Origin of the sequence: Rhizobium phaseoli (assembly GCF_001664385.1) — a bacterium.
Taxonomy (GTDB): domain Bacteria; phylum Pseudomonadota; class Alphaproteobacteria; order Rhizobiales; family Rhizobiaceae; genus Rhizobium; species Rhizobium phaseoli.
On sequence record NZ_CP013532.1, the window covers coordinates 1,299,744 to 1,319,478 of the forward strand.

Annotated in this window: 23 protein-coding genes; 13 read left to right on the forward strand and 10 right to left on the reverse strand. The window is 62.8% G+C overall.

The genetic code is table 11. The features are described 5' to 3' along the window. Window positions 1-30 precede the first annotated feature (30 nt). The 3 genes from AMC88_RS06320 (at window position 31) to nadE (ending at window position 3,864) form a co-directional block, all read left to right on the forward strand. Window positions 31-1,650 carry an MDR family MFS transporter gene (locus tag AMC88_RS06320; RefSeq protein WP_064824989.1) on the forward strand — a complete coding sequence of 540 codons (1,620 nt, stop codon included), beginning with the start codon at window positions 31-33 and terminating at the stop codon, window positions 1,648-1,650. A gap of 26 nt (window positions 1,651-1,676) precedes the next feature. Then, a complete protein-coding gene (locus AMC88_RS06325; protein WP_064829918.1) occupies window positions 1,677-2,867 on the forward strand; it encodes an adenylate/guanylate cyclase domain-containing protein in 1,191 nt (396 codons plus the stop codon). Between the two features lie 163 nt (window positions 2,868-3,030). Further along, complete coding sequence (gene nadE / locus AMC88_RS06330) at window positions 3,031-3,864, forward strand: ammonia-dependent NAD(+) synthetase (RefSeq protein WP_012483130.1); 834 nt, start codon at window positions 3,031-3,033, stop codon at window positions 3,862-3,864. A 9-nt stretch (window positions 3,865-3,873) separates the two neighbouring features. Here the strand turns inward: nadE and AMC88_RS06335 are convergent, their stop codons facing one another. Further along, entirely contained in the window at window positions 3,874-4,557 is a 684-nt protein-coding gene (locus tag AMC88_RS06335) for a glutathione S-transferase N-terminal domain-containing protein (RefSeq protein ID WP_029531567.1), read from the reverse strand. A 115-nt stretch (window positions 4,558-4,672) separates the two neighbouring features. Between AMC88_RS06335 and AMC88_RS06340 the strand changes: the two genes are divergently transcribed. Beyond that, a complete protein-coding gene (locus AMC88_RS06340) occupies window positions 4,673-5,290 on the forward strand; it encodes a TetR/AcrR family transcriptional regulator (protein WP_010025457.1) in 618 nt (205 codons plus the stop codon). On the opposite strand, the gene AMC88_RS06345 is transcribed toward AMC88_RS06340, so the two are convergent. After that, on the reverse strand, window positions 5,252-6,526 hold the full coding sequence (locus tag AMC88_RS06345; protein WP_010025458.1) for a multidrug efflux MFS transporter: 1,275 nt from the start codon (window positions 6,524-6,526) through the stop codon (window positions 5,252-5,254). The two genes, AMC88_RS06340 and AMC88_RS06345, sit on opposite strands and share 39 nt — an antisense overlap. A gap of 113 nt (window positions 6,527-6,639) precedes the next feature. Here AMC88_RS06345 and AMC88_RS06350 point away from each other — a divergent pair, with 113 nt between their 5' ends. Further along, window positions 6,640-6,981, forward strand: coding sequence for a nuclear transport factor 2 family protein (locus tag AMC88_RS06350; protein ID WP_010025459.1), 342 nt, complete (start codon window positions 6,640-6,642; stop codon window positions 6,979-6,981). On the opposite strand, the gene AMC88_RS06355 is transcribed toward AMC88_RS06350, so the two are convergent. The 3 genes from AMC88_RS06355 to AMC88_RS06365 all read right to left on the reverse strand — a co-directional run bounded on the left by AMC88_RS06355 (window position 6,982) and on the right by AMC88_RS06365 (window position 8,913). After that, a complete protein-coding gene (locus AMC88_RS06355) occupies window positions 6,982-7,713 on the reverse strand; it encodes a sulfite exporter TauE/SafE family protein (RefSeq protein WP_012483133.1) in 732 nt (243 codons plus the stop codon). Between the two features lie 59 nt (window positions 7,714-7,772). Further along, a complete protein-coding gene (locus tag AMC88_RS06360) occupies window positions 7,773-8,426 on the reverse strand; it encodes a class I SAM-dependent methyltransferase (RefSeq protein WP_010023664.1) in 654 nt (217 codons plus the stop codon). A 160-nt stretch (window positions 8,427-8,586) separates the two neighbouring features. Continuing rightward, the gene (locus tag AMC88_RS06365; RefSeq protein ID WP_010023662.1) at window positions 8,587-8,913 is read right to left on the reverse strand and encodes a hypothetical protein; all 327 of its coding nucleotides are present in this window, start codon (window positions 8,911-8,913) and stop codon (window positions 8,587-8,589) included. A 213-nt stretch (window positions 8,914-9,126) separates the two neighbouring features. Between AMC88_RS06365 and AMC88_RS06370 the strand changes: the two genes are divergently transcribed. Continuing rightward, entirely contained in the window at window positions 9,127-9,729 is a 603-nt protein-coding gene (locus tag AMC88_RS06370; protein ID WP_003569477.1) for a superoxide dismutase, read from the forward strand. Between the two features lie 135 nt (window positions 9,730-9,864). After that, window positions 9,865-10,710 (forward strand): metallophosphoesterase, encoded by an 846-nt coding sequence (locus AMC88_RS06375; protein ID WP_064824990.1) that lies wholly within the window; start codon window positions 9,865-9,867, stop codon window positions 10,708-10,710. A 384-nt stretch (window positions 10,711-11,094) separates the two neighbouring features. On the opposite strand, the gene AMC88_RS06380 is transcribed toward AMC88_RS06375, so the two are convergent. Continuing rightward, window positions 11,095-11,787: a helix-turn-helix transcriptional regulator gene (locus AMC88_RS06380; RefSeq protein ID WP_064824992.1), complete on the reverse strand. Its 693-nt coding sequence runs from the start codon at window positions 11,785-11,787 to the stop codon at window positions 11,095-11,097. 129 nt (window positions 11,788-11,916) lie between these two features. Here AMC88_RS06380 and AMC88_RS06385 point away from each other — a divergent pair, with 129 nt between their 5' ends. Then, window positions 11,917-12,552, forward strand: a complete 636-nt coding sequence (locus AMC88_RS06385; RefSeq protein WP_064824993.1) for a LysE family translocator — start codon at window positions 11,917-11,919, stop codon at window positions 12,550-12,552. A gap of 116 nt (window positions 12,553-12,668) precedes the next feature. On the opposite strand, the gene AMC88_RS06390 is transcribed toward AMC88_RS06385, so the two are convergent. The 3 genes from AMC88_RS06390 to AMC88_RS06400 form a co-directional block, all read right to left on the reverse strand. Continuing rightward, entirely contained in the window at window positions 12,669-13,571 is a 903-nt protein-coding gene (locus tag AMC88_RS06390) for an MBL fold metallo-hydrolase (protein WP_064824994.1), read from the reverse strand. Between the two features lie 123 nt (window positions 13,572-13,694). Next, window positions 13,695-14,303, reverse strand: a complete 609-nt coding sequence (locus tag AMC88_RS06395) for an NAD(P)-dependent oxidoreductase (protein ID WP_064824995.1) — start codon at window positions 14,301-14,303, stop codon at window positions 13,695-13,697. A 28-nt stretch (window positions 14,304-14,331) separates the two neighbouring features. Next, the gene (locus AMC88_RS06400; RefSeq protein WP_064821646.1) at window positions 14,332-15,000 is read right to left on the reverse strand and encodes a DsbA family protein; all 669 of its coding nucleotides are present in this window, start codon (window positions 14,998-15,000) and stop codon (window positions 14,332-14,334) included. A gap of 96 nt (window positions 15,001-15,096) precedes the next feature. Between AMC88_RS06400 and AMC88_RS06405 the strand changes: the two genes are divergently transcribed. The 3 genes from AMC88_RS06405 to AMC88_RS06415 all read left to right on the forward strand — a co-directional run bounded on the left by AMC88_RS06405 (window position 15,097) and on the right by AMC88_RS06415 (window position 17,642). Next, a complete protein-coding gene (locus AMC88_RS06405) occupies window positions 15,097-15,978 on the forward strand; it encodes a LysR family transcriptional regulator (protein WP_016734401.1) in 882 nt (293 codons plus the stop codon). A gap of 192 nt (window positions 15,979-16,170) precedes the next feature. Next, complete coding sequence (locus AMC88_RS06410; protein WP_010023618.1) at window positions 16,171-16,614, forward strand: c-type cytochrome; 444 nt, start codon at window positions 16,171-16,173, stop codon at window positions 16,612-16,614. A gap of 113 nt (window positions 16,615-16,727) precedes the next feature. Beyond that, entirely contained in the window at window positions 16,728-17,642 is a 915-nt protein-coding gene (locus AMC88_RS06415; protein ID WP_064824996.1) for a cytochrome c, read from the forward strand. Window positions 17,643-17,652: 10 nt separating this feature from the next. Here AMC88_RS06415 and AMC88_RS06420 read toward each other — a convergent pair whose 3' ends face one another. After that, window positions 17,653-18,147: a GNAT family N-acetyltransferase gene (locus AMC88_RS06420; RefSeq protein WP_064824997.1), complete on the reverse strand. Its 495-nt coding sequence runs from the start codon at window positions 18,145-18,147 to the stop codon at window positions 17,653-17,655. A 279-nt stretch (window positions 18,148-18,426) separates the two neighbouring features. Between AMC88_RS06420 and dmeR the strand changes: the two genes are divergently transcribed. Together dmeR and dmeF are read left to right on the forward strand one after the other, a co-directional pair. Continuing rightward, window positions 18,427-18,699: a Ni(II)/Co(II)-sensing transcriptional repressor DmeR gene (gene dmeR, locus AMC88_RS06425; RefSeq protein ID WP_010021162.1), complete on the forward strand. Its 273-nt coding sequence runs from the start codon at window positions 18,427-18,429 to the stop codon at window positions 18,697-18,699. A gap of 18 nt (window positions 18,700-18,717) precedes the next feature. After that, entirely contained in the window at window positions 18,718-19,710 is a 993-nt protein-coding gene (gene dmeF, locus AMC88_RS06430; protein WP_064824998.1) for a CDF family Co(II)/Ni(II) efflux transporter DmeF, read from the forward strand. Window positions 19,711-19,735 lie beyond the last annotated feature (25 nt).

Consider the following 19,735-nt stretch of genomic DNA (forward strand, 5'->3'; position numbering starts at 1 on the left):
GTTTCCGCCACAGCCGGAAGGAGATAGGTCATGGCCACGCTTCAGATCGCCGCAAACGGCAATTCGCTTGCGCGCCCCGCCGCGACAGCGCCCGCGACGCCTGCCGTCACGAGCCCGCTTCGAATATGGTCGGCCGTGGTCGGCTCGACACTCGGCGCCTTCATGGCGGTCCTCAACATCCAGATCGTCAATGCCTCGCTTGCCGATATCCAGGGCGCCATCGGCGCCGGCACGGATGACGGCGGCTGGATCTCGACCTCCTATCTGATTGCCGAAATCGTCGTCATTCCGCTCAGCGGCTGGCTGGCGCGGGTCTTTTCGCTGCGCAACTATCTGTTGGCCAACGCCATCCTCTTCCTGATCTTCTCGGTGGCCTGCGCCTTCGCGGCCAATCTGCAGCAGATGATCATCCTGCGCGCCATTCAGGGTTTTGCCGGTGGCGTGCTGATCCCGATGGCCTTCACCATCATCATCACGCTGCTGCCCAAGGCCAAGCAGCCGATCGGCCTTGCCCTCTTTGCCTTGTCGGCCACCTTCGCACCGGCGATCGGCCCGACGATCGGCGGGTACCTCACCGAGAACTGGGGCTGGGAATATATCTTCTATGTCAATCTGGTGCCCGGCGCCTTGATGGTCGGCCTGCTCTGGGCTTCGCTCGATCGGGCGCCGATGAACCTGAAGCTGCTCGCCAAGGGTGACTGGCCGGGCATCGTCACCATGGCGATCGGCCTTGCGGCCCTGCAGACCGTGCTGGAAGAGGGCAACAAGGAAGACTGGTTCGGCTCCGATTTCATCCTGCGCCTGTCGGTTATATCAGCCGTCTCAACGACCCTGTTCATCGTCATCGAGCTGAGAGCGGCTCATCCGCTCTTGAACCTCCGTCTGCTGCTCCGCCGTAATTTCGGCTTCGGCATCGTCGCCAACTTCCTGCTCGGCATCGCGCTTTACGGTTCGGTTTTCGTGCTGCCGATCTATCTCACCCGCATCCAGGGTTATAATTCCGAGCAGATCGGCATGGTTCTCGCCTGGACCGGCATACCGCAGCTGCTGCTCATCCCGCTGGTGCCGCGCCTGATGAAGCGTTTCGATGTGCGGCTGCTGATCATCATCGGCTTCGCCCTCTTTGCCGCCTCGAATTTCATGAACGTGCACATGACCGGCGATTATGCCAGCGACCAGCTCTTCTGGCCGAACATCGTCCGCGCCATCGGCCAGGCACTGGTCTTCACACCGCTTTCGGCGATCGCCACTGCAGGCATCGAGCAGGAGAATGCCGGTTCGGCCTCGTCCCTCTTTAACATGATGCGCAATCTCGGCGGCGCCGTCGGCATTGCCTCGCTGCAGACCTTCCTGTCGAAGCGCGAGCAGTACCATTCGAATATCCTCACCCACTCGGTCTCGGTCTTCGAGGAAGCCACCCGCGATCGTATCGCTCGCCTGACCGCCTACTTCATGAGCCATGGCGTCAGCGACCAGGCGCTCGCCAGCAATAAGGCCATGGTCGCCATCGCGTTCAAGATACGCAAGCAGGCCAATATCATGGCCTTCAGCGACGCTTTCTTCCTGCTCGGCGTTGCGCTCGTCGTCGCATTGCTTGCGATCCTGCTACTGAAGAAACCCGATCAACTCTCGGGCGGCGGCGCCCATTAGCGCCACCTGGTCAAGGAGAAGAAGCCATGACAACCGCAATCTATGCTCCAGCCGCCGAACGGCAGACCAATGCCGTCGGCACCGGCGCGCTGCTTGCCATCATCGAATGGCTCTCCGGCGATGAATGCCACGCGCTCGACGAAGCAGGCCTCGTTTCCGGCCTCGGCCGCAGGCTTCAGGCGCTCGGCCTGCCGGTCGACCGGCTGACCCTGCATCTGATGACGCTGCATCCCGAGCTCGTCGGCCGCACCATTGCCTGGGCGCCGGGCGAGCCGGTCGAGATCCACGACCGCGAACATGGCGCGCGGGTCGCGATCTCAAACACGCCGCTGCGCAAGGTCATGGAAACCCGGGAGCCGCTGGTGGTTGGCCCCGGCGAAATCGTGCACGGCCGCTGGCGGCATATCGACGTTTTCGCCGATCGCGGTCTGATGCAGCTTGTCATCGCGCCGCTCTGCAATATCGATGGGCCGGTCGGCGCCGCCGTCTTCGGCACGAGGCGGCCGGCCGGCTTCACAGCCTCCGAACGTCAGGTGATCGAGCGCATTCTGCCGGCGCTGCGCAACACCAGCGAACTGCGCATTCTTCGCCAGGTCGAGCTCAGCCTGCTCGACACCTATGTCGGCCCGCTGACCGCAAGCCGGATCTTGGCCGGCCGCATCCGCCAGGGCGAAATCGAATCGATGGAGGCCGCCCTGCTGCTCTGCGATCTGCGCGGCTTTACCGAGCTGTCGAATAAACTCCCCGGCGGCACCGTGCTTGGGCTTCTCAACGCCTATTTCGATCGGGTTGTCCCGGCCATTACCCGGGAAGGCGGCGAAGTGCTGAAATTCATGGGCGACGCCGTGCTTGCCTTCTTTCCCGGCTACGCTGCGGCCCATGCCTGCGGCGCTGCCCTGGCATCGGCCCGCGCCATCCTCGATGAGATCGACCGTTTCCAGTACGACGGCATCGGCGTGAAGGCCGGCATCGCCCTGCATTACGGCGAGGTCAGCTACGGCAATATCGGCTCCGGCCGGCGTCTCGACTTCACCCTGATCGGCCGCGACGTCAACTTGGTCAGCCGCATCCAGACCGCCTGCAGTGAATTGGGCGAGGCCTTGCTGATGTCTGAGCCATTCCGCGAAAAAGCCGGGGCAGGGGATGTGATGTCGGTCGGGGCACAGGGGCTGAAGGGGTTTGCCGAGCCAGTGGAGCTGTTTACGATTGTACGGTAGGTGTGCGGCAGCCAGCGAAACCAGTCTATCCGTCTTTGACCTGTTCGAGCCTCGCCGCCCACTTGCATAAAATGCATGGCAGGTCTGCCCGAAACGGCTTCGTCTTCCCCCATCTTTTCGCCATAGTGGCGCCGGAATTCCGTAAGCTGGGAGGAGGAGCTTAATGACTGTGCTGTTCGACGAGCAAGCCGAGATCATCCGCGAACTAGGTGTCGCCACCGAGATCGATCCGGAGCGGGAGATCCAACGGCGAACCGCTTTCCTCAAGGATTATCTCGTCGGCTCGGGCATGCGAGGCTACGTCCTCGGCATCAGCGGCGGCGTCGATTCGCTGACGGCGGCTTTGCTGGCTCAGAAGGCCGTGCGCGAGCTGCGTGACGGCGGCTATGCGGCCGAATTCATCGCCGTACGCCTTCCCTATGGCGTCCAGGCGGATGAGGCCGATGCGGTGAAGGCCCTTGCAACGATCGACCCTGACCGCTCGATGGTGGTCAACATCAAGGCGGCGGCGGATGCGATGCTGGCCGCCGCTCAAGATGGCGGCCTTGCCTTTGCCGATGCCGGCCGGCAGGATTTCATTCTCGGCAATATCAAGGCCCGCCAGCGCATGATCGCCCAGTTCGCTTTGGCCGGCGCGCTCGGCGGCCTCGTCATCGGCACTGATCATGCGGCTGAAGCGGTCATGGGTTTCTTCACCAAATTCGGTGATGGCGCCGCCGACATCCTGCCGCTCGCCGGCCTCAACAAACGCCGCGTCCGCCTGCTGGCAAAGCGGCTCGGCGCGCCCGACGAGCTGATCTTCAAGGTGCCGACCGCCGATCTCGAAGACCAGCGGCCGCTGCGCCCCGACGAGGAGGCATATGGTGTCAGCTACGACGAGATCGATGATTTCCTCGAAGGCAAGCCGGTCGGCGAGATCGCCCGCCGCCGGATCCTTGCCGCCTATCGGGCCACCGCCCATAAGCGCGCTTTGCCTGTGGCCGTCAACGCGCTCTGAGGGACGCGCTCAGGGCTGCACCGGCGAGCCCGTCCAATCCGACGAGGCGAGATAGGCATTCGGCGCGAAAAAGACGCCATCGACATCGAAGGCCTGGAGATCTTCGGCCCGCAGTGCTTCGCGCACCTTCGGGCGGGCCGCCACACGGGCCATGAAACCGTGCAGCGCCGGCCATTGCTTGAGATGGATCTGCGTCCAGGGGGACCAGTTCAGGCAGACGAAGAGATAGGCGTCCGCCACGGTGAAGGCCTCGCCGGTCAGATAGGGTCCGGCAAAACGGCCGCTCAGCCAGGATAGCCGCTTCGAGACCTGGGCGCGGATCCGCTCATGCACGCCGGCATAGGCAGGCTCGAACAGCAGCACCATCGGCTTGTGCAGCTCGGCGGATATGAAATTCAGATAGGATTGCACCTCGTTGCGTCTGAGGTTGCCGACCTCGGGCAGCATCGCCGCACCTTGCGGCACGCTGTCGGCGAGGAACTGTGCGATCGCCGGTCCCTCGGTCAGCACCTTGCCATCGTCGAGCATCAGCGCCGGCACATAGCCGTTGCCGTTGATGGCGAGATAGTCCTTGCCGTCGCTCGTCCGGTGGGTTTCCCTGTTGACCTCGACAAGCTCGATATCGAGCCCCAGCTCCCGGCAGACGATATGCGGTGAAAGCGAGCAGGCCGCGGCGTTCATATAGAGTTTCATGGCAATTTCCTCTCTCATGCGGGCGGTCGAGGCCGCCCGTTCGATATTATTGAGCATCTGTACTGTTTCGCATAAAATAGCATTCGTCAAGAATTTAATGCGAAACGGTACAAATATGAAGGATGAGAAGAAGCGCGGCCGCCCGAGGGCTTTCGACGCCAAAGCAGCGCTCGGCAAGGCGCGGGACGTCTTCTGGGACCGGGGCTTTGCCGCCGCCTCGCTCGATAATCTGAGTGCTGCGACCAACCTCAACCGCCCGAGCCTCTACGGCGCCTTCGGCGACAAGGAGGATCTCTATCTCGATACTTTGGAGGCTTATCGCCGAGACGGCATGAATGCGCTTGCCCAAGCGCTCGACCCGTCGCTGCCGCTGCGCGACAATCTCGCCCGGGTCTATGAAAGCGCGCTGGCGATCTATCTTCACGGTGCAACGGCCGCCCGCGGTTGTCTGCTGATCGGCACGGCGACGGCCGAGGCGGTCGAGCGTGAACGGGTCCGCGAGGTGCTCGGTCGCAGCCTCAGCGATTTCGACGGCGAGATCGAAAAGCGCATGCGCCTTGCCGTTGAACGCGGCGAGCTTCCCGAGAGCGCCGATCCGCAGATGCTGGCAAGGCTCGCCTCCGCCGTCATGCATTCGCTCGCCGTGCGCGCCCGCGCCGGCGACAGCCGCGAGACGCTGGAGGCGATCGCCCGCTCAGGCGTCGAACTGATCTGCGGCAGCGCGCGAAGCTGATCCCGCTCCGGTCTCAGTTGTTTTAGGCCGCACTATCCAGGCATAGGCGCCGCCGGCGAGAAGCAGCACCGCGGTGCCGAGGAAAACCGCCCGCATGCCGACATGGCCGCCGACAAAGCCGCCGAGGATGGGACCGGCCACCTGGCCGACATATTGCGAGGACACGGACAGGCCGAGAATGCTGCCGGCCGCACTGTCCGGCACGCTGTGGCGGATGACAGCGGCGATGCAGGGCAGGAGCCCGCCGAGCGCGGCCCCCATCAGGAAGCGCAGGACGATCAGCTGCCAGGAACTGGTGACGAACGCCTGCGGAATCAGCAGCAGCCCGGCGACGGCGAGCGCGCCCGATATGACCGGCCAGTGGCCGATCCTGTCGGCGAGCCTGCCGAGCCGGGAGGCCGAAAGAATGCTGCCGAGCGCGGCGGCCGACATGACGAGACCCGAGATCTTCGTCACTTCAGTGGCATCAGGCACGATCTGCGCGACATAGACGGTGATGATCGGTTCGATCGACATATTGGCAAACATCAACAGCGCGCCGGTCGCCAGCATGGCAACGACAGGGCCTTTATCGGGAATGGATATCCAGCCGCCGCTTGCCTTGGCCGCCTGTTTGCGGGCCGGCGACTTCTCCTCCTTGATCAGCAGGGCGGTGGCGAGAAAGGCGAGGAAGATCATCGCTCCGGCAGCGAGAAAGGTGCCGCGGATGCCGATGACAGGCGGCAGCACCCCGCCGATCAGCGGCCCGACGAGATTGCCGGCCATGATGCCGCAAGAAAGCACGCCGAGCGCCCAGGCCGAACGCTCCTTCGGTGTCTGCGTCGCCACCAGCACCATTGAGCCGGAGGAGTAGCCCCCGGCGAGCCCGACGAAGAGGCGCAGCGCCATCAGCTGCCAGACATTGCCGGCCATGCCCATCAGTGAAATCGCCACCGTCATGCCGAGGCTGGCGCGCACCAGCATCAGCTTGCGGCCGTAAATATCGCCGAGCCGCCCCCAGAGCGGCGCGACGAGCGCGGCAGCCAGGAAGGTGGCGCCATACGCGATGCCCGACCATTGCACGATCGCCGCATGGTCGGCCACGCCGAGCTCCTCGACATAGAGCGGCAGGAAAGGCAGCAGCAGCGTCATCGCCACGATGGTGGTGAAGGATCCGATCAGCGCAACGGTGAGGTTGCGCTTCCAGTGGATCGAGCCTGCCTTGACGCTCACCGCGTCCAATTGGGTATCGGTCATTCCCTGCCTCGACTTCGATCACGGGGCGCAATTGCGCCGAAACTGGATCATTTGAGGTAAATGTGCTAGAGGTACTGATTGCGTGATGCAATCGGTTAATCGGAGGATATGCCATGAACGATATGCGCACGAGGCAGCAGACCGTCCGTGATCTCTACGCCGCCTATCTGGATGACCGCAAGGATATTGTCGGCGCCATGCTGACCGAGGATTTCACCTTCTCCAGTCCGCGTGATGACCATATCGACCGGGCTGAGTATTTCGAGCGCTGCTGGCCGAAGCAGCCGTTGTTCCGCCGTATCGACATCGAGTTCCTGGCTATCGACGGGAATGAGGCCGCTGTTCGCTACCGCGCCGAAAAACTGGACGGCGCAAGCTTCGGCAACATGGAGAGCCTTCGCTTCCGCGGCGGCAAGATCGCCTCGGTCGAGGTTTATTTCGGACGGGATCTGTAGTCAGAAAATTCGTAGTGCCGACGTCGTGATGATGACCATCGAGACCGCTACCATCAGCGGCCGCACCGGCAGCCGCTTGACCAGGATGGCGCCGAAAGGAGCGGCGATGACGCCGCCGATGATCAGGCCGATCGCCGAATTGAGTTCCGACCAGCCGAGCGTCAGGATGAAGGTCAGCGAAATCGTCAGCGTTACCGCAAATTCGGTGAAGTTGGTCGAGCCGATCACCCGCTTCAGATCATGGCCGCGCCCGATCAGCGTGCTGGTGACGACGGGTCCCCATCCGCCGCCGCCGATCGCATCGAGCATGCCGCCGCAAAACCCGACAGGCGGCACCGCCCAGTCGCGCACTTCACGCCTGGATGGCGGGCGAAAGGCCTTGTAGAAAATCAGCAGGCCGATCGCGAGCAGATAGGCTGACACGAAGGGCGCGATCACCTTGCCGTCGATATTGGCGAGCAGATAGGCGCCGATCGCCCCGCCGATCATGCCGGCAGGCGCCAGCCGCGCCACCAGCCGCCAGTCGACATTGCGATGATAGGCATGTGAAATGCCTGATGCCGCCGTCGTGAACATTTCCGTCACATGCGTCATGGCGCTGGCATTGGCCGCCGGCACTCCGAAGGCCAGCAGGCTCGTGGTCGACAGCACGCCGAAAGCCATGCCGAGCGCGCCGTCGACGATCTGCGCGCAGAAGCCGACGGCGATGAAGAAGAAGATATCCGATGTCATACTGTCCCCTCAGACGAACGATAGCACCAGAATCCGCGATGCGTGAGAAGCTTGTGACCTCAGGCCGAAAGTCCGCGCTGCTTCAGCCGAACGATCTTGAAAAACCCGTTTGGAAAGACCGGAAGAATATCGGTCGCGGAAAAATCGCCGCGGCGGTCGGCCCAGGCGAGAATGCGGTGGATGCGGAAGGCGGAGGACCAGCCGATGTGGCGCACCAGCGGCGCCACCGCCGCCTCGATTGCCCCCTGCAGGCCGGCGCCGTCGCCGAGCTTGCTGGCCAGGATGATCTCGCCGCCCGGCCGCAGCACCCGGGCGCATTCGTCCAGCGCCCGCTCCGGCTCGGGAATCAGCGTGATGACGAAGGGCAGGCAGACCGCGTCGAAAGACTGGTCGGCAAAGTTCAGCGCATGCGCATCCATCACCTCGAGCGCCTGCACATGCTCCAGCTTCTCGCGCTGCACCTTCGCGCGCGCCCGTGCGATCATATGTTGCGAAATGTCGATGCCGGTCACTCGGCAGCGGCCGGGATAATGTCCGAGCGTCAGGCCGGTGCCGACGCCGATTTCCAGAATATCCGTGCCGGCCGCAGCGGCAAGCGCGGCAAGTTTGCGATGGCCGTCGCGCAGGATGCCGCGATAGACCCGATCATAGACGGGTGCCCAGCGCTGATAGATTTTTTGCTGATCTTCCGCCCGGTTGCGAAGCTCCGACATGTCAGTATCTCCCCTGCGCCGCCCCGAAAACCGGAAACGATTTTCGGAAAGCATCCTGTATTTATCGCAAACATAGAGCGCCTCAGCGCCTCTCACAGGCGCGCGGCGCTCTAAAAACCCAGAACTTCAACTCCTAAGGGTGGGCTTGGGTTCCGCCAGCCTATTTCGCCGGCACGAGTCCGAGCGTCTTCGCGTCCATCTCGCTGCCGATTTCAACGGTTTTTGTCTGCTTGTCGTAAACGCAGATCTGGGCGACGAACTCCTTGGCGCCCTTCGGTTTTCCGGTCACGAGGGCCAGACCATAACGCGAGGTGCCGAAGGGATCGACGGCGGCAGCCGGCTTCTCGAGCGCCACCGCCGCCTGCCTGCATTTGGCGTCCACATCCGCCGCCAGCTGTTTCCAGGCCTCCTCGGAAGAGGCCTGCGCCGCGGCCGCCGGGCAAAGAAACGCCGCTGCGCATAGAAGCTGGATTATATTCCTGTTCATCTCGAGTCTCCGTTGATCTCAGTGGCCGGCGGAACGGTTTTCGGCGCCGCTATCCCGCGGAATTTTCTCATGCGATTCCAGCGCGGCAACTGAGGCAAATTTTCCTTCGGCGGATCGCTTTTTGATATTTCGCCGGTTGCCTCTCCCCCGTTCCCCTCCTATGTTCCGCCTCACCTGCCGATGACGCAATCTATTGCCAAGAGGAGATCTGACATGGCTTTCGAATTGCCTGAACTTCCCTATGATTACGAAGCCCTTGCCCCCTTCATGTCGAAGGAAACGCTGGAGTTTCACCACGACAAGCACCACAAGGCCTATGTCGACAACGGCAACAAGCTCGCCGCCGAAGCCGGCCTTTCGGATCTGTCGCTCGAAGACGTCGTGAAGAAGTCCTTCGGAACCAATGCCGGCCTCTTCAACAACGCCGCGCAGCACTACAACCACATCCATTTCTGGAAGTGGATGAAAAAGGGCGGCGGCGGCAACAAGCTGCCTGGCAAGCTGGAAGCGGCTTTCGCCTCCGATCTCGGCGGCTACGACAAGTTCAAGGCCGATTTCGCCAATGCCGGCGCCACCCAGTTCGGCTCCGGCTGGGCCTGGGTTTCCGTCAAGAACGGCAAGCTCGAAATCTCCAAGACCCCGAACGGCGAGAACCCGCTCGTCCACGGCGCCACCCCGATCCTCGGCGTCGACGTCTGGGAACACTCCTATTACATCGACTATCGCAACGCCCGGCCGAAATATCTCGAAGCCTTCGTCGACAGCCTGATCAACTGGGACTACGTCCTGGAACGCTACGAAGAAGCCACGAAGTAAGCGGTGCGAGGCTGCCGCCATCGGCGGCGATCTCTCAGCTTCCTTGATTTGCACCCGGCGTTCCCCGAACGCCGGGTGTTTGTTTTCACATCCCGGCGTCACATTCCTGTCACCGGCCGATCCTAACCACGCCTCATGTCCATGTCCGCTCATCCTGTCTTCCGCTTCGGTATCATTGCCGATCCGCAATATGCGGCCATTCCTCCGCATGCGGCCATGGACCGCTACTATGCCAACAGCCTCGCCAAACTCGCCGAGGCGATCGAGGTCTTCAACGGCTGGGAGTTGAGCTTCGTCATGACGCTCGGCGATGTCATCGACCGCAGCTTCCAGAGCTTCGACGATATCCTGCCGGTCTATGAGAAGCTCCGGCACGAGTCGCTCTTCCTGCTCGGCAATCACGATTTTTCCGTCTCCGCGGGGCATCTGTCCGAAGTTGCCGCACGTCTCGGCATGCCGTCGCCTTATTACGGCTTTTCTCGCCACGGCTGGCGCTTCATCGTGCTCGACGGCAACGAGGTCAGCACCTTCGCGCCGCCCGAAGGCCATCCGCACCGCGCCCTTGCCGCGCAAATGCTGGCCGCGCTGGAGGCGAAGGGCGCCAGGAATGCGCATCGATGGAATGCTGCGTTGAGCGACGCGCAGTTCACCTGGCTTGGCGATCAAATCGCAAGGGCGGCTGCGGCCGGCGAGAAGGTGATCGTCATGAATCACTATCCCGTGCATCCGCCGAGTGAGCACGGCATGTGGGACAGCGAGCGCATCGTCACCCTGCTCGCCTCGCACGACAATGTCGTCGCCTATCTCAACGGCCACGACCACGTCGGCAATTACGGCAGGCTTGGCGGCTGCCACTTCGTCAATTTCAAGGGCGTGGTCGACACCGAGCGCGAAAACGCCTTCGCTATCGTCGAGGTCCATACAGACCACATCGCTGTCCGCGGCTTCGGCCGGGAAGAGAGTCGGACGCTGGTTTATTAGGCTGGGAGAGACTGCCGATAAAGGTCGGCCAACTCCCCCTTATCTCATGCTCGGTCTTTACCGGCTCTATAACAGAAATTGACCGAGATATGCGGAGTGCCTCCGCGAAGAAGCGCCCAACCCGCCAACGGTGAGTTTGGCGGAACGCACCCCCATTCTCCGTCATCCTCGGCCTTGAGCCGAGGATCCATGCCCGCTGCTGATAGAGGTCGGCGGGATCCTCGGGTCAAGCCCGAGGATGACGGAGGAGGGGGCAGATGTCGGCAGTCCTTTGGCGGCGTCGAGGATGCGCCAGACAAGAATGCGCCTTCCCGGGCCGCATAGCACTGACTTCTTGCTCGTGCCTCAAGCGCTGCCAGACCTGTTCGCACAAACGCCCAAATATCACCCCGCCACAGCCTTCTCCGCCCAGCCACTCGTCCAGAGCTCCCGCAGCCGGTCACCGTCGCCCTTGAAGAATGCCTCGGCGGCCGCGCAGCGCTCCACCCGGTCGCTACGGAAATTGCGGATCGCCTGGCGCAACTCGCACCAGGCGACGACATTGGCGGTCTGCGAATAGTAGATCAGCGCGATCGGCTGGATCGTCCGCTCGCTCGCGCGGCCGAGTTCATCGCGATAGCCGAGCGTCAGCTTGCGTTCGTCGCGGATCGCCCGGCGCACGATTGCAAGGTCGAAACCGGCCGGCTGCGCGGTCGAGCCCCAGGCATAAAGCGCCTTGGTGTCCATTGCCTGTCGCAGCGGCGGCGGCACGGCGCCTGAAATCTTCCGGTTGACGCGGCGCGCTGCCTGCTTCAGTTCCTCGTCGGCCGTGCGTTCGAGCAGCGCCAGCGACAGCACGATCGCCTCCATCTCCTCGATCGAAAACATCAGCGGCGGCAGGTCGAATCCCGGCCGCATGATATAGCCGATGCCGCGCCCGCCCTCGATCGGCACGCGCATCGCCTGGAGCGCGGCGATATCGCGATAGATCGAGCGCACCGTCACTTCGAGCGTCTCGGCCATAACAGCCGCCGTCATCGGTTTTCTGGCGAGCCGCAGGATCTGAATGATCTCGAAAAGCCGCGAAGCCTTGCGCATTTTGCCTCTCCCACCCTCACGCTCCTGACAATACACTGTCAGTTGGGTTTGCGTATAGAGCCGCCTATCGGATTGAAAACTATCAGGGTCTCTCGAAACGGTCCCCGAGACGAAAAGGCGGTAACTGACATGAATTACCACGAAAACCTCTGGCTTTTCTTTACCCTTCTCTTCGGCATCATCATCGTGCCGGGCATGGACATGCTTTTCGTGCTCGCCAATGCGCTGACCGGCGGTATCCGCCGGGGACTGGCGGCAACCGGCGGCATCATGGCCGGCGGCGCCGTGCATTCGGCCTATGGCGCGGCCGGCGTCGGTGTGCTCGTCACCATGCTGCCTGAGCTTTTCAACGTGCTGCTCTTTGCCGGCGTCGCCTATATGATCTGGATCGGCGTTTCGCTGATGCGCAGTTCGATCACCGTCGAGGCGGTCGGGCCGGCAACGGCGCGCTCCGGCTGGCGCGCCTTCCGCCAGGGCGCCGTCACCTGTCTGATCAATCCCAAGGCCTATATCTTCATGTTCGCCGTCTATCCGCAGTTCCTTAGGCCGGAATTTGGCCCGGTCTGGAAGCAGGGCCTGATCATGGGCGCCATGACTGTTGCCACCCAGTTCGCCATCTACGGCACGCTGGCGATGACCGCCGGCCGCAGCCGCGATCTTATCGTCGCCAATCCCGATGCCACGGCCTTTGTCGGCCGCTGCGCCGGGCTGCTCCTGGTCGCAGTCTCCGCGCTCAGCCTCTGGCAGGGGTGGAAAAGCGCCTGAGCCGGCCGTGCCTGATCGTAGTCACTGATATTGGAAAGCAAACTTCGCTCACGGACGCCTCCACGGCGGCCACGGCCGGAACTCGCGGCTTGGATCAGCCGCGAGTCCCGCTGTTGTCACTGCCAGGTCATCTCGCCCTTGGCGACTTTCGCCCCAAGTTCCAGCGAAATTGGCATGGCGGCGTCGGGATAGAGTTTTTTCATCGCTGTGATCAGTGCCTTGGAGTCTGGGGCCTTGGCGGCCGCGGCGTCGAATGCGATCAGGTAATCGCGCGTGTAGCTGACGCCGGAAGCATCCATCGGCCAGCTGGGAGTGCCGTGACCCGGTACGACGATCTTGGGCTTGCGGGCGAGGATGGCGTCAAGCGCCGCCACCCAGGCTTTTCGTTCGTCGACGGTCGGGAGATCGGCGACCCAGGGATACATGCCGCCGAAGACAGGCACGCCGCCGAACACGGCGCTGAGCGATGGAACCCAGATATAGCGACCGCGATCCTTGAGACCCGGCGCGGTGACGATCTCGAGCTTCTCGCCATCGACCGTCAGCGTGTCAATGTCGCTTGCTTCCGGGAAAGTGAGCTCGGAGACCGACTTCGGACCATTGTCGCCCAGAACAGGCGACCAAGCCTTGATCTTGCCTTCGGCCTTCTCCCGCATCAGGTCGACGGTGTCGCGCGCTGCGAGGATGCGGGCTTCCGGGAAGGCCTGATGGACGGGTGCGAGACCGAAATAGTAGTCCGGATCGTTGGTGGTGATATAGATCGTGGTGAGGTTTTTGCCGCTGGCCTTGATGGCATCGGCGACGAGCTTGCCGTCCGAATAGCTGAAGCTCGAGTCGATGAGGACGGCCTCCGTCTTGCCGGTCACAAGGACCGGGGCGCGCAGGAAGCCCGCTTCGCTCGTCCTGAACGCCGTCCATGACAGTAGAGACTTCTCCTGCGCCACGCCTGACGTGGCGAGCGGGATCATGATGGCCGCTGCTGCGGCTATCGTCTTGAGGGTGGTGCGTCTGGTGATCATCATAGGTTTCCGAGGTTTTGGGATCAGTCTAATTCCGCCTTCGAGGCAGAGAGGACCTGCCGCGGCCGGCACCCGAACGGTGTCGACCACGCTGCGGCAAGGAATTCGGTCTGGGTGATCGGATTAGTAGCCGACGGTGAACCGCTGCCTGACGTGGGCCGGAGCTTCGATCTCGTCGACCAGCGCCACGGCGAAGTCCTCGAAGGAAATGCTGCTGCCGTGTTCGTTCGTCAGCAGTTCGTCCTTGCCGAGGCGGAAGGTGCCGGTCCGCTCACCGGGGCCGAATGCGGCCGAAGGCGACAGGAAGGTCCAGTCCAGGTCTTTTTCACCCTTGAGCTTGTTGAGGTAATCGACGCCGCCCTGCGCTTCGGATTTGTAGATTTCCGGAAATTTGGGCGTGTTCACGAGGAGAACACCTGGAGCGACTTCGAGGCTGCCCGCCCCGCCGACCACATAGTAGCGGCGAACGCCGGAGGCCTTGACTGCGCCAAGCAGCTTGCCCGGATCGCTGGCGGAGAAATGCACCGAGCTGATGACGGCGTCATGCCCCTCCAAGAGTTTTGCCAGAGCGTCAGGCGCCTCGATGTCGCCGGCGGCGGCGGTGACATCAGGCAGAGAGGCGACCTTGGCGGGGTCTCGGGCAATCGCGGTGACGCTATGGCCGCGAGCCGACAATTCGGACAGGATGCGGGAGCCGGCCTGACCGGAAGCTCCGATGAGAGCGATTTTCATGATGGTACTCCTGGTTGGAATTGATGTTTCAGGCGACGGCGCAGAGCTCGTCGAGTGCCGCGACGAGATGAGCCGGACCTTGATAGAGCGCCTCGCCGCTCAGCACGTGGGCATGGCCGTTGATGCGGGCGACGAGCTGCGGAACGCCGCGAATGCCGAGGATATTCATCCGACGTTGGGTCTCTTCCATCCGCTCCAGCGTCCGCTCGCTGAGAGCGGGGTCGTTCCGGAGCTTCTCGGCAAAGATCTCAGCGCTTAGTTCGACGCCATGCTCGGCAGCCACCTGAACGGCGACCGTCGCCACTTCCTGAACGTTGGAAGTGTCGCGTCCGTCGACATAACGCGCGATCTGGACGGCATGCAGGAAACGAGGCTCGAGGTGCGTGGCGTGCTCGCCAAGTGCGGTGAGCGCAAGCGTCGCGGGTCCCGAGTCGAAAACGCCGTTCGGCGCCAGCAGGACGTTCTGGTGGTACGCCTTGGAGAAGCGCTGTCCGGTGAGAACCTCAATCCTCTGGTCGTTGCGCCAGGCATGATCTGATATCGACGAGATTGGCCTTGCTCCGACGAAAAGGCCGGAGGGGAGCATCCTGAGGCGATCTGGAAATCTGTCGGCAAGACCAGCCAGCGCCGGGGCGCTTGCGTAGCACCAGCCGCAGAAAGGGTCGAAGAAATATTGAAGTTCGATATCGGTGGTCACTGCGATCTCCCTGTGTTTGAGAGAGATATAATGTTGCGCGGATCAAAGATAAACGTCACTATGGTCGACAGAATGTTGCATAAATCGAGCGAATAGATGGATCGGATCATTGCCGCGAAAGTGCTGTTGAAGACTGTCGAGCGCGGCAGCGCTTCGGCTGCGGCCGAAGAACTGGGCATGTCCCGAGCGATGGCCTCGCGCTACATCGCGGCCATGGAAGACTGGTCCGAAACCCGGCTTCTCCACCGCACGACGCGACAGCTCAGTCTGACATCGGCGGGCGAACGCGTTCTCGACATGTGTCGGGACATCGTCCGTGTTGCCGACGCAGTGACGGAGGTCGCAACCCATGCGGAGACGCCGCACGGTCTTCTCAGGGTGACGGCGCCCGCCATCCTCGCCGAGGCGCAGCTCATTCCCCTTCTTTCCGATTTTGCCGACCTCTATCCGCGCATCAAGGTCGACTTACAAATTTCCGATCGAGCGATCGATCTCGTGCAGGACCGCATCGATCTGGCGATAAGGATCGCCAACCGCCTGGATCCATCCTTGATCGCAAAGCGGCTCGGACAGTGCTCGTCGCTGCTCTATGCCTCGCCGCAGTATCTCGAGAAATACGGAATTCCGACAGGACCGGAGGATCTCGACCGCCACAGGTGCCTCACTTACACCCATCTTGGAGGGAGCGAATGGTCGCTGAGGAGTTCCGAATCTCAGATCGTTATTGCGGTGGAAGGAACCTTCCAGACCAATGACGCTGTCGCCCTGCGCCGCGCCGCGCTGTCCGGTCTCGGCATCGCCATGCTGCCGCGTTTTGCCGCCGATCAGGAGGTTCAGGCCGGCAAGTTGATTGTCGTCCTGCCGGCATGGCAGCCGGCCACGCTGGGCATCCATGCCCTGTATGTTTCCCGTAAGCACCTGCCGATGGCTGCCCGAGTCCTCATCGACTTCCTGGCAACGAGGCTGGCGGATGTATAGGATTTCCCGGTTTGGGATAACGCCTACCGGTGGCGGCCTGTCTCGGACCGCCTCGGATATGTTCGCTGTTTATCACATTGTTTTTATGATGATCCGGCAAAACGTGACTGCCTTGCGCCATGGATTTTGTCATGCTCCCGGTGCAGATTGGCCAGCGGCCGCCTTGGCCTCTAGAAAATTGGAGAGGAACATATGAATTGGAAAGCAGTAGCTGCCGCCGCAGCGATGGCAGGAATAGCCTTCGGTTCCGTGACCGCCGCCGATGGAACCCATGATTCGCGCATTGCGCTCATGAAGAAGATCGGCGGTTCGGCGGGCGCCCTGGCCGCCATCGCCAAGGGTGAGAAACCCTATGATGCCGAGACGGTAAAGACGGCGCTCACGACGATCGCCGCAACCGCCAAGGTTTTCCCCGATCAGTTCAAGCCGGGCACGGAGACGGGCGACCAAGAGGCAAGCCCGAAGATCTGGGAAAACATGGACGACTTCAAGGCGCGTGCCGCGAAGCTCTCCGCCGATGCCGAGACCGCGCTGGCGCAGCTTCCGGCCGATCCCGCCGCCGTCGGTGCCACGCTGAACACCCTCGGCGCCAATTGCGGCGGCTGTCACAAGGCCTATCGTATCAAAAAGGACTGATAGGCCGTCCACAGCAATTCCAGCAAGGGCGATCCGTGCCCGCCTTGCCGCCGGCGCGGATCGCCTTATGTGGGATCGACCGGCGCGGGTGTCGGCAAGAGGGGAGGCGGCGCATGGTCCGCAGGTTCATCCGGTTACTGCTTTGTCTGATCGGCGTCGCGGTCCTCGGCGGCGGCGCTTTCTATCTCGTCACCGCGCCAGATCCGCTGCCGGAGAGCCATTGGGCCGGGCTCGGCGCGCCGGATCCGGCAAATGGTCAGATGGTGTTTTGGGCGGGCGGCTGCGTCAGCTGCCATTCGGCCCCCGGTTCCGAAGGTGATGCCAAGCTGACGCTGTCGGGCGGTCTGGCGCTGAAGAGCCCTTTCGGCACCTTCCACGTGCCGAACATCTCGCCCGATGAAAAGGCCGGCATCGGCGGCTGGACGCTCGCCCAGTTCGGCAACGCCATGAAGCGCGGCGTCGGCCCCGGCGGCGAACATCTCTACCCGTCCTTTCCCTATGGATCCTATAGCAGGATGAGCGACAAGGACGTCAACGATCTCTTCGCCTTCCTGAAAACGCTGCCGAAGAGCGCCAATGTCGCGCCCGCGCACGAACTGCCATTCCCCTACAATATCCGGCTGGCGCTCGGCGGCTGGAAATTCCTTTATTTCAACGATCAGCCGCGCGTCGCGCTTGCCAGCAGCGACGACAAGATCAAGCGCGGGCAATATCTCGTCGAAGGCCCCGGCCATTGCGGCGAATGCCACACGCCGCGCGATGCGCTCGGAGGCTTTGAGGCCGGTCAGTGGCTCGCCGGCGCCCCCAATCCGGAAGGCAAGGGCCGCATCCCGGATATCACCCCATCCTCCAAGAGCATCGGCAGCTGGAGCGAGGCCGATATCGCCAATTACCTCGAAACCGGTTTCACCCCGGATTTCGATAGCGTCGGCGGCTCGATGGTCGATGTCCAGCAGAATATCGCTCGCCTGCCGGCGGCCGACCGTGAAGCGATCGCCGCCTATCTCAAGGCCGTGCCGGGACGCTAGGACACGATGCTCAAGCGATCGACTGCATGTAGCGCATGCCGGTGACCGGCCGCGGCGTGAAATCCAGCTGTTCATAAAAGCGGTGCGCCAGCACGTTGCCGGTTGCGGCGCTGACCGAGAGGTAGCCGCAGCCGGCATTGCGCGCCGTCTCGCGGGCCCGGTCGACCAGCAGCTGGCCGGTGCCGTGGCCACGATGGCCGTCGCGCACGAAGAGATGGTGCAGGTCCATGCCGCGCTTTCCCTCCTGCGCCCTGTAGAGCGGCACGAGAATGGCATAGCCGATCAGCCCTTCGCCGGTCTCGGCGACCAGCGCATGGATCCAGGGCAGCGGGCCGAACAGGTCGCGCTCCAATTGTTCCGGCGTCGTCCCGGCCGCATCGCCGTGATGGGCGGCCAGCAGGGCGATCATCTCGTTGAGTTCGGGCAGGTCGCGCGGCTTGGCGGTACGGATCGTCACCACCGACGGGCGCATCAATGAAATTTCGCTGTCTTCGATTTCGGTCATGGTCTTCGCGTCCTTTGATAGTCTGCCGTCAGGACGCTGCCGATACAACAAAGCCGCCTGACGGCGGCTTGTTGACAATATGATCTGTCCGGCCGCCCTTTACAGGTACAGCCAAAAATACGAGCGGCTCTGGTACGCGTTTTTGATCATGGCGCATCAATCGCTGCAAACGCGGCATTTGTCAATGGCGTTGGAGCGGGCCGCTCAAAACGTGACACGGCGGTTGATGTCAGCCGGTGCGCCTGATAGGATACCCCCCTATGTTATAGAGAGCCGATCATGTCCCATACCACACTGCAGAAGAAGAAGCTTATCGCCCGCATCAGCCGCCTGAAGGGGCAGATGGAGGCGGTCGAGCGGGCGCTCGAGGCCGAGCGCCCCTGCGGCGAAATCCTGCAGCTGCTCGCCTCGATTCGCGGCGCCTTGACCGGGTTGACCGGCGAGGTGCTGGACGATCATCTGCGCGAGCATGTGCTCAACGCAGCCGACGACGCAGCACGGGCCGAAGCGGTAGAGGAAATATCCGAAGTGCTGAGAACCTATATTCGCTAAGTAGAGAAGGAGCCTGGAATGAATGCCGGGACCGGAAGGGCCGAGATGAATGCCCTCGAACATGACCATGTCTTCCTCGGCGCCGATCATGCGGTGAACGAGCGGCGCATCTGGCTGGTGATCGCGCTGACGGCGGTGATGATGGTGGCGGAAATTGTCGCCGGCACCGCCTACGGCTCGATGGCGCTGGTGGCCGATGGCTGGCACATGTCGACCCATGCCAGTGCGCTTTTGATTTCGGCGCTCGCCTATCTCTTCGCCCGCCGGCAGGCGCGCAATCCGCGTTTCACCTTCGGCACCGGCAAGCTCGGCGATCTCGCCGGCTTCGCCAGCGCCATCATCCTCGCGCTGATCGCTCTGCTGATGGTTTGGGAAAGCTGGCTGCGCCTTGCAAATCCGGTGCCGATCGGCTTTGCCCAGGCGATCGCCGTCGCGGTGATCGGGCTTGCCGTCAATCTCGCCAGCGCCTGGCTGCTGGCCGGCGGCGGCCATCACGCACACGGACACCCGCATCACCATCACCATCACGATCACACCCATGATCACCATGCGCATGATCATCATGCCCACGATCATCATGCAAAGCCCGGCGACAACAATATCCGCGCCGCCTATCTGCATGTCGTCGCCGATGCCATGACCTCCGTTCTCGCCATCGCGGCGCTGACGCTCGGCAGCCTTTATGGCTGGCTCTGGCTCGATCCGATCATGGGCATCGTCGGCGGCCTGGTGATCGCCAACTGGTCCTGGAGCCTGATGAAATCCTCGGGCGGCGTGCTTCTCGACGTCGTGCCCCAAGGCGAGACGCTGCCGGCCGAAATCCGCGAGGCGATCGAGACGGAGGAAGATCGGATCACCGATCTGCATGTCTGGCAGGTCGGACCCGGCCATCATGCAGCGATCGTCGCCGTCCTCACCTCCGAGCCGCGCGATCCAGCCTTCTACAAGGACAGGCTGTCGGCCCTTTCGGAATTGTCGCATGTGACGGTCGAGGTGACGCGCGCCGCGTGATTGCAGTGCGGAGGCGACATCACCG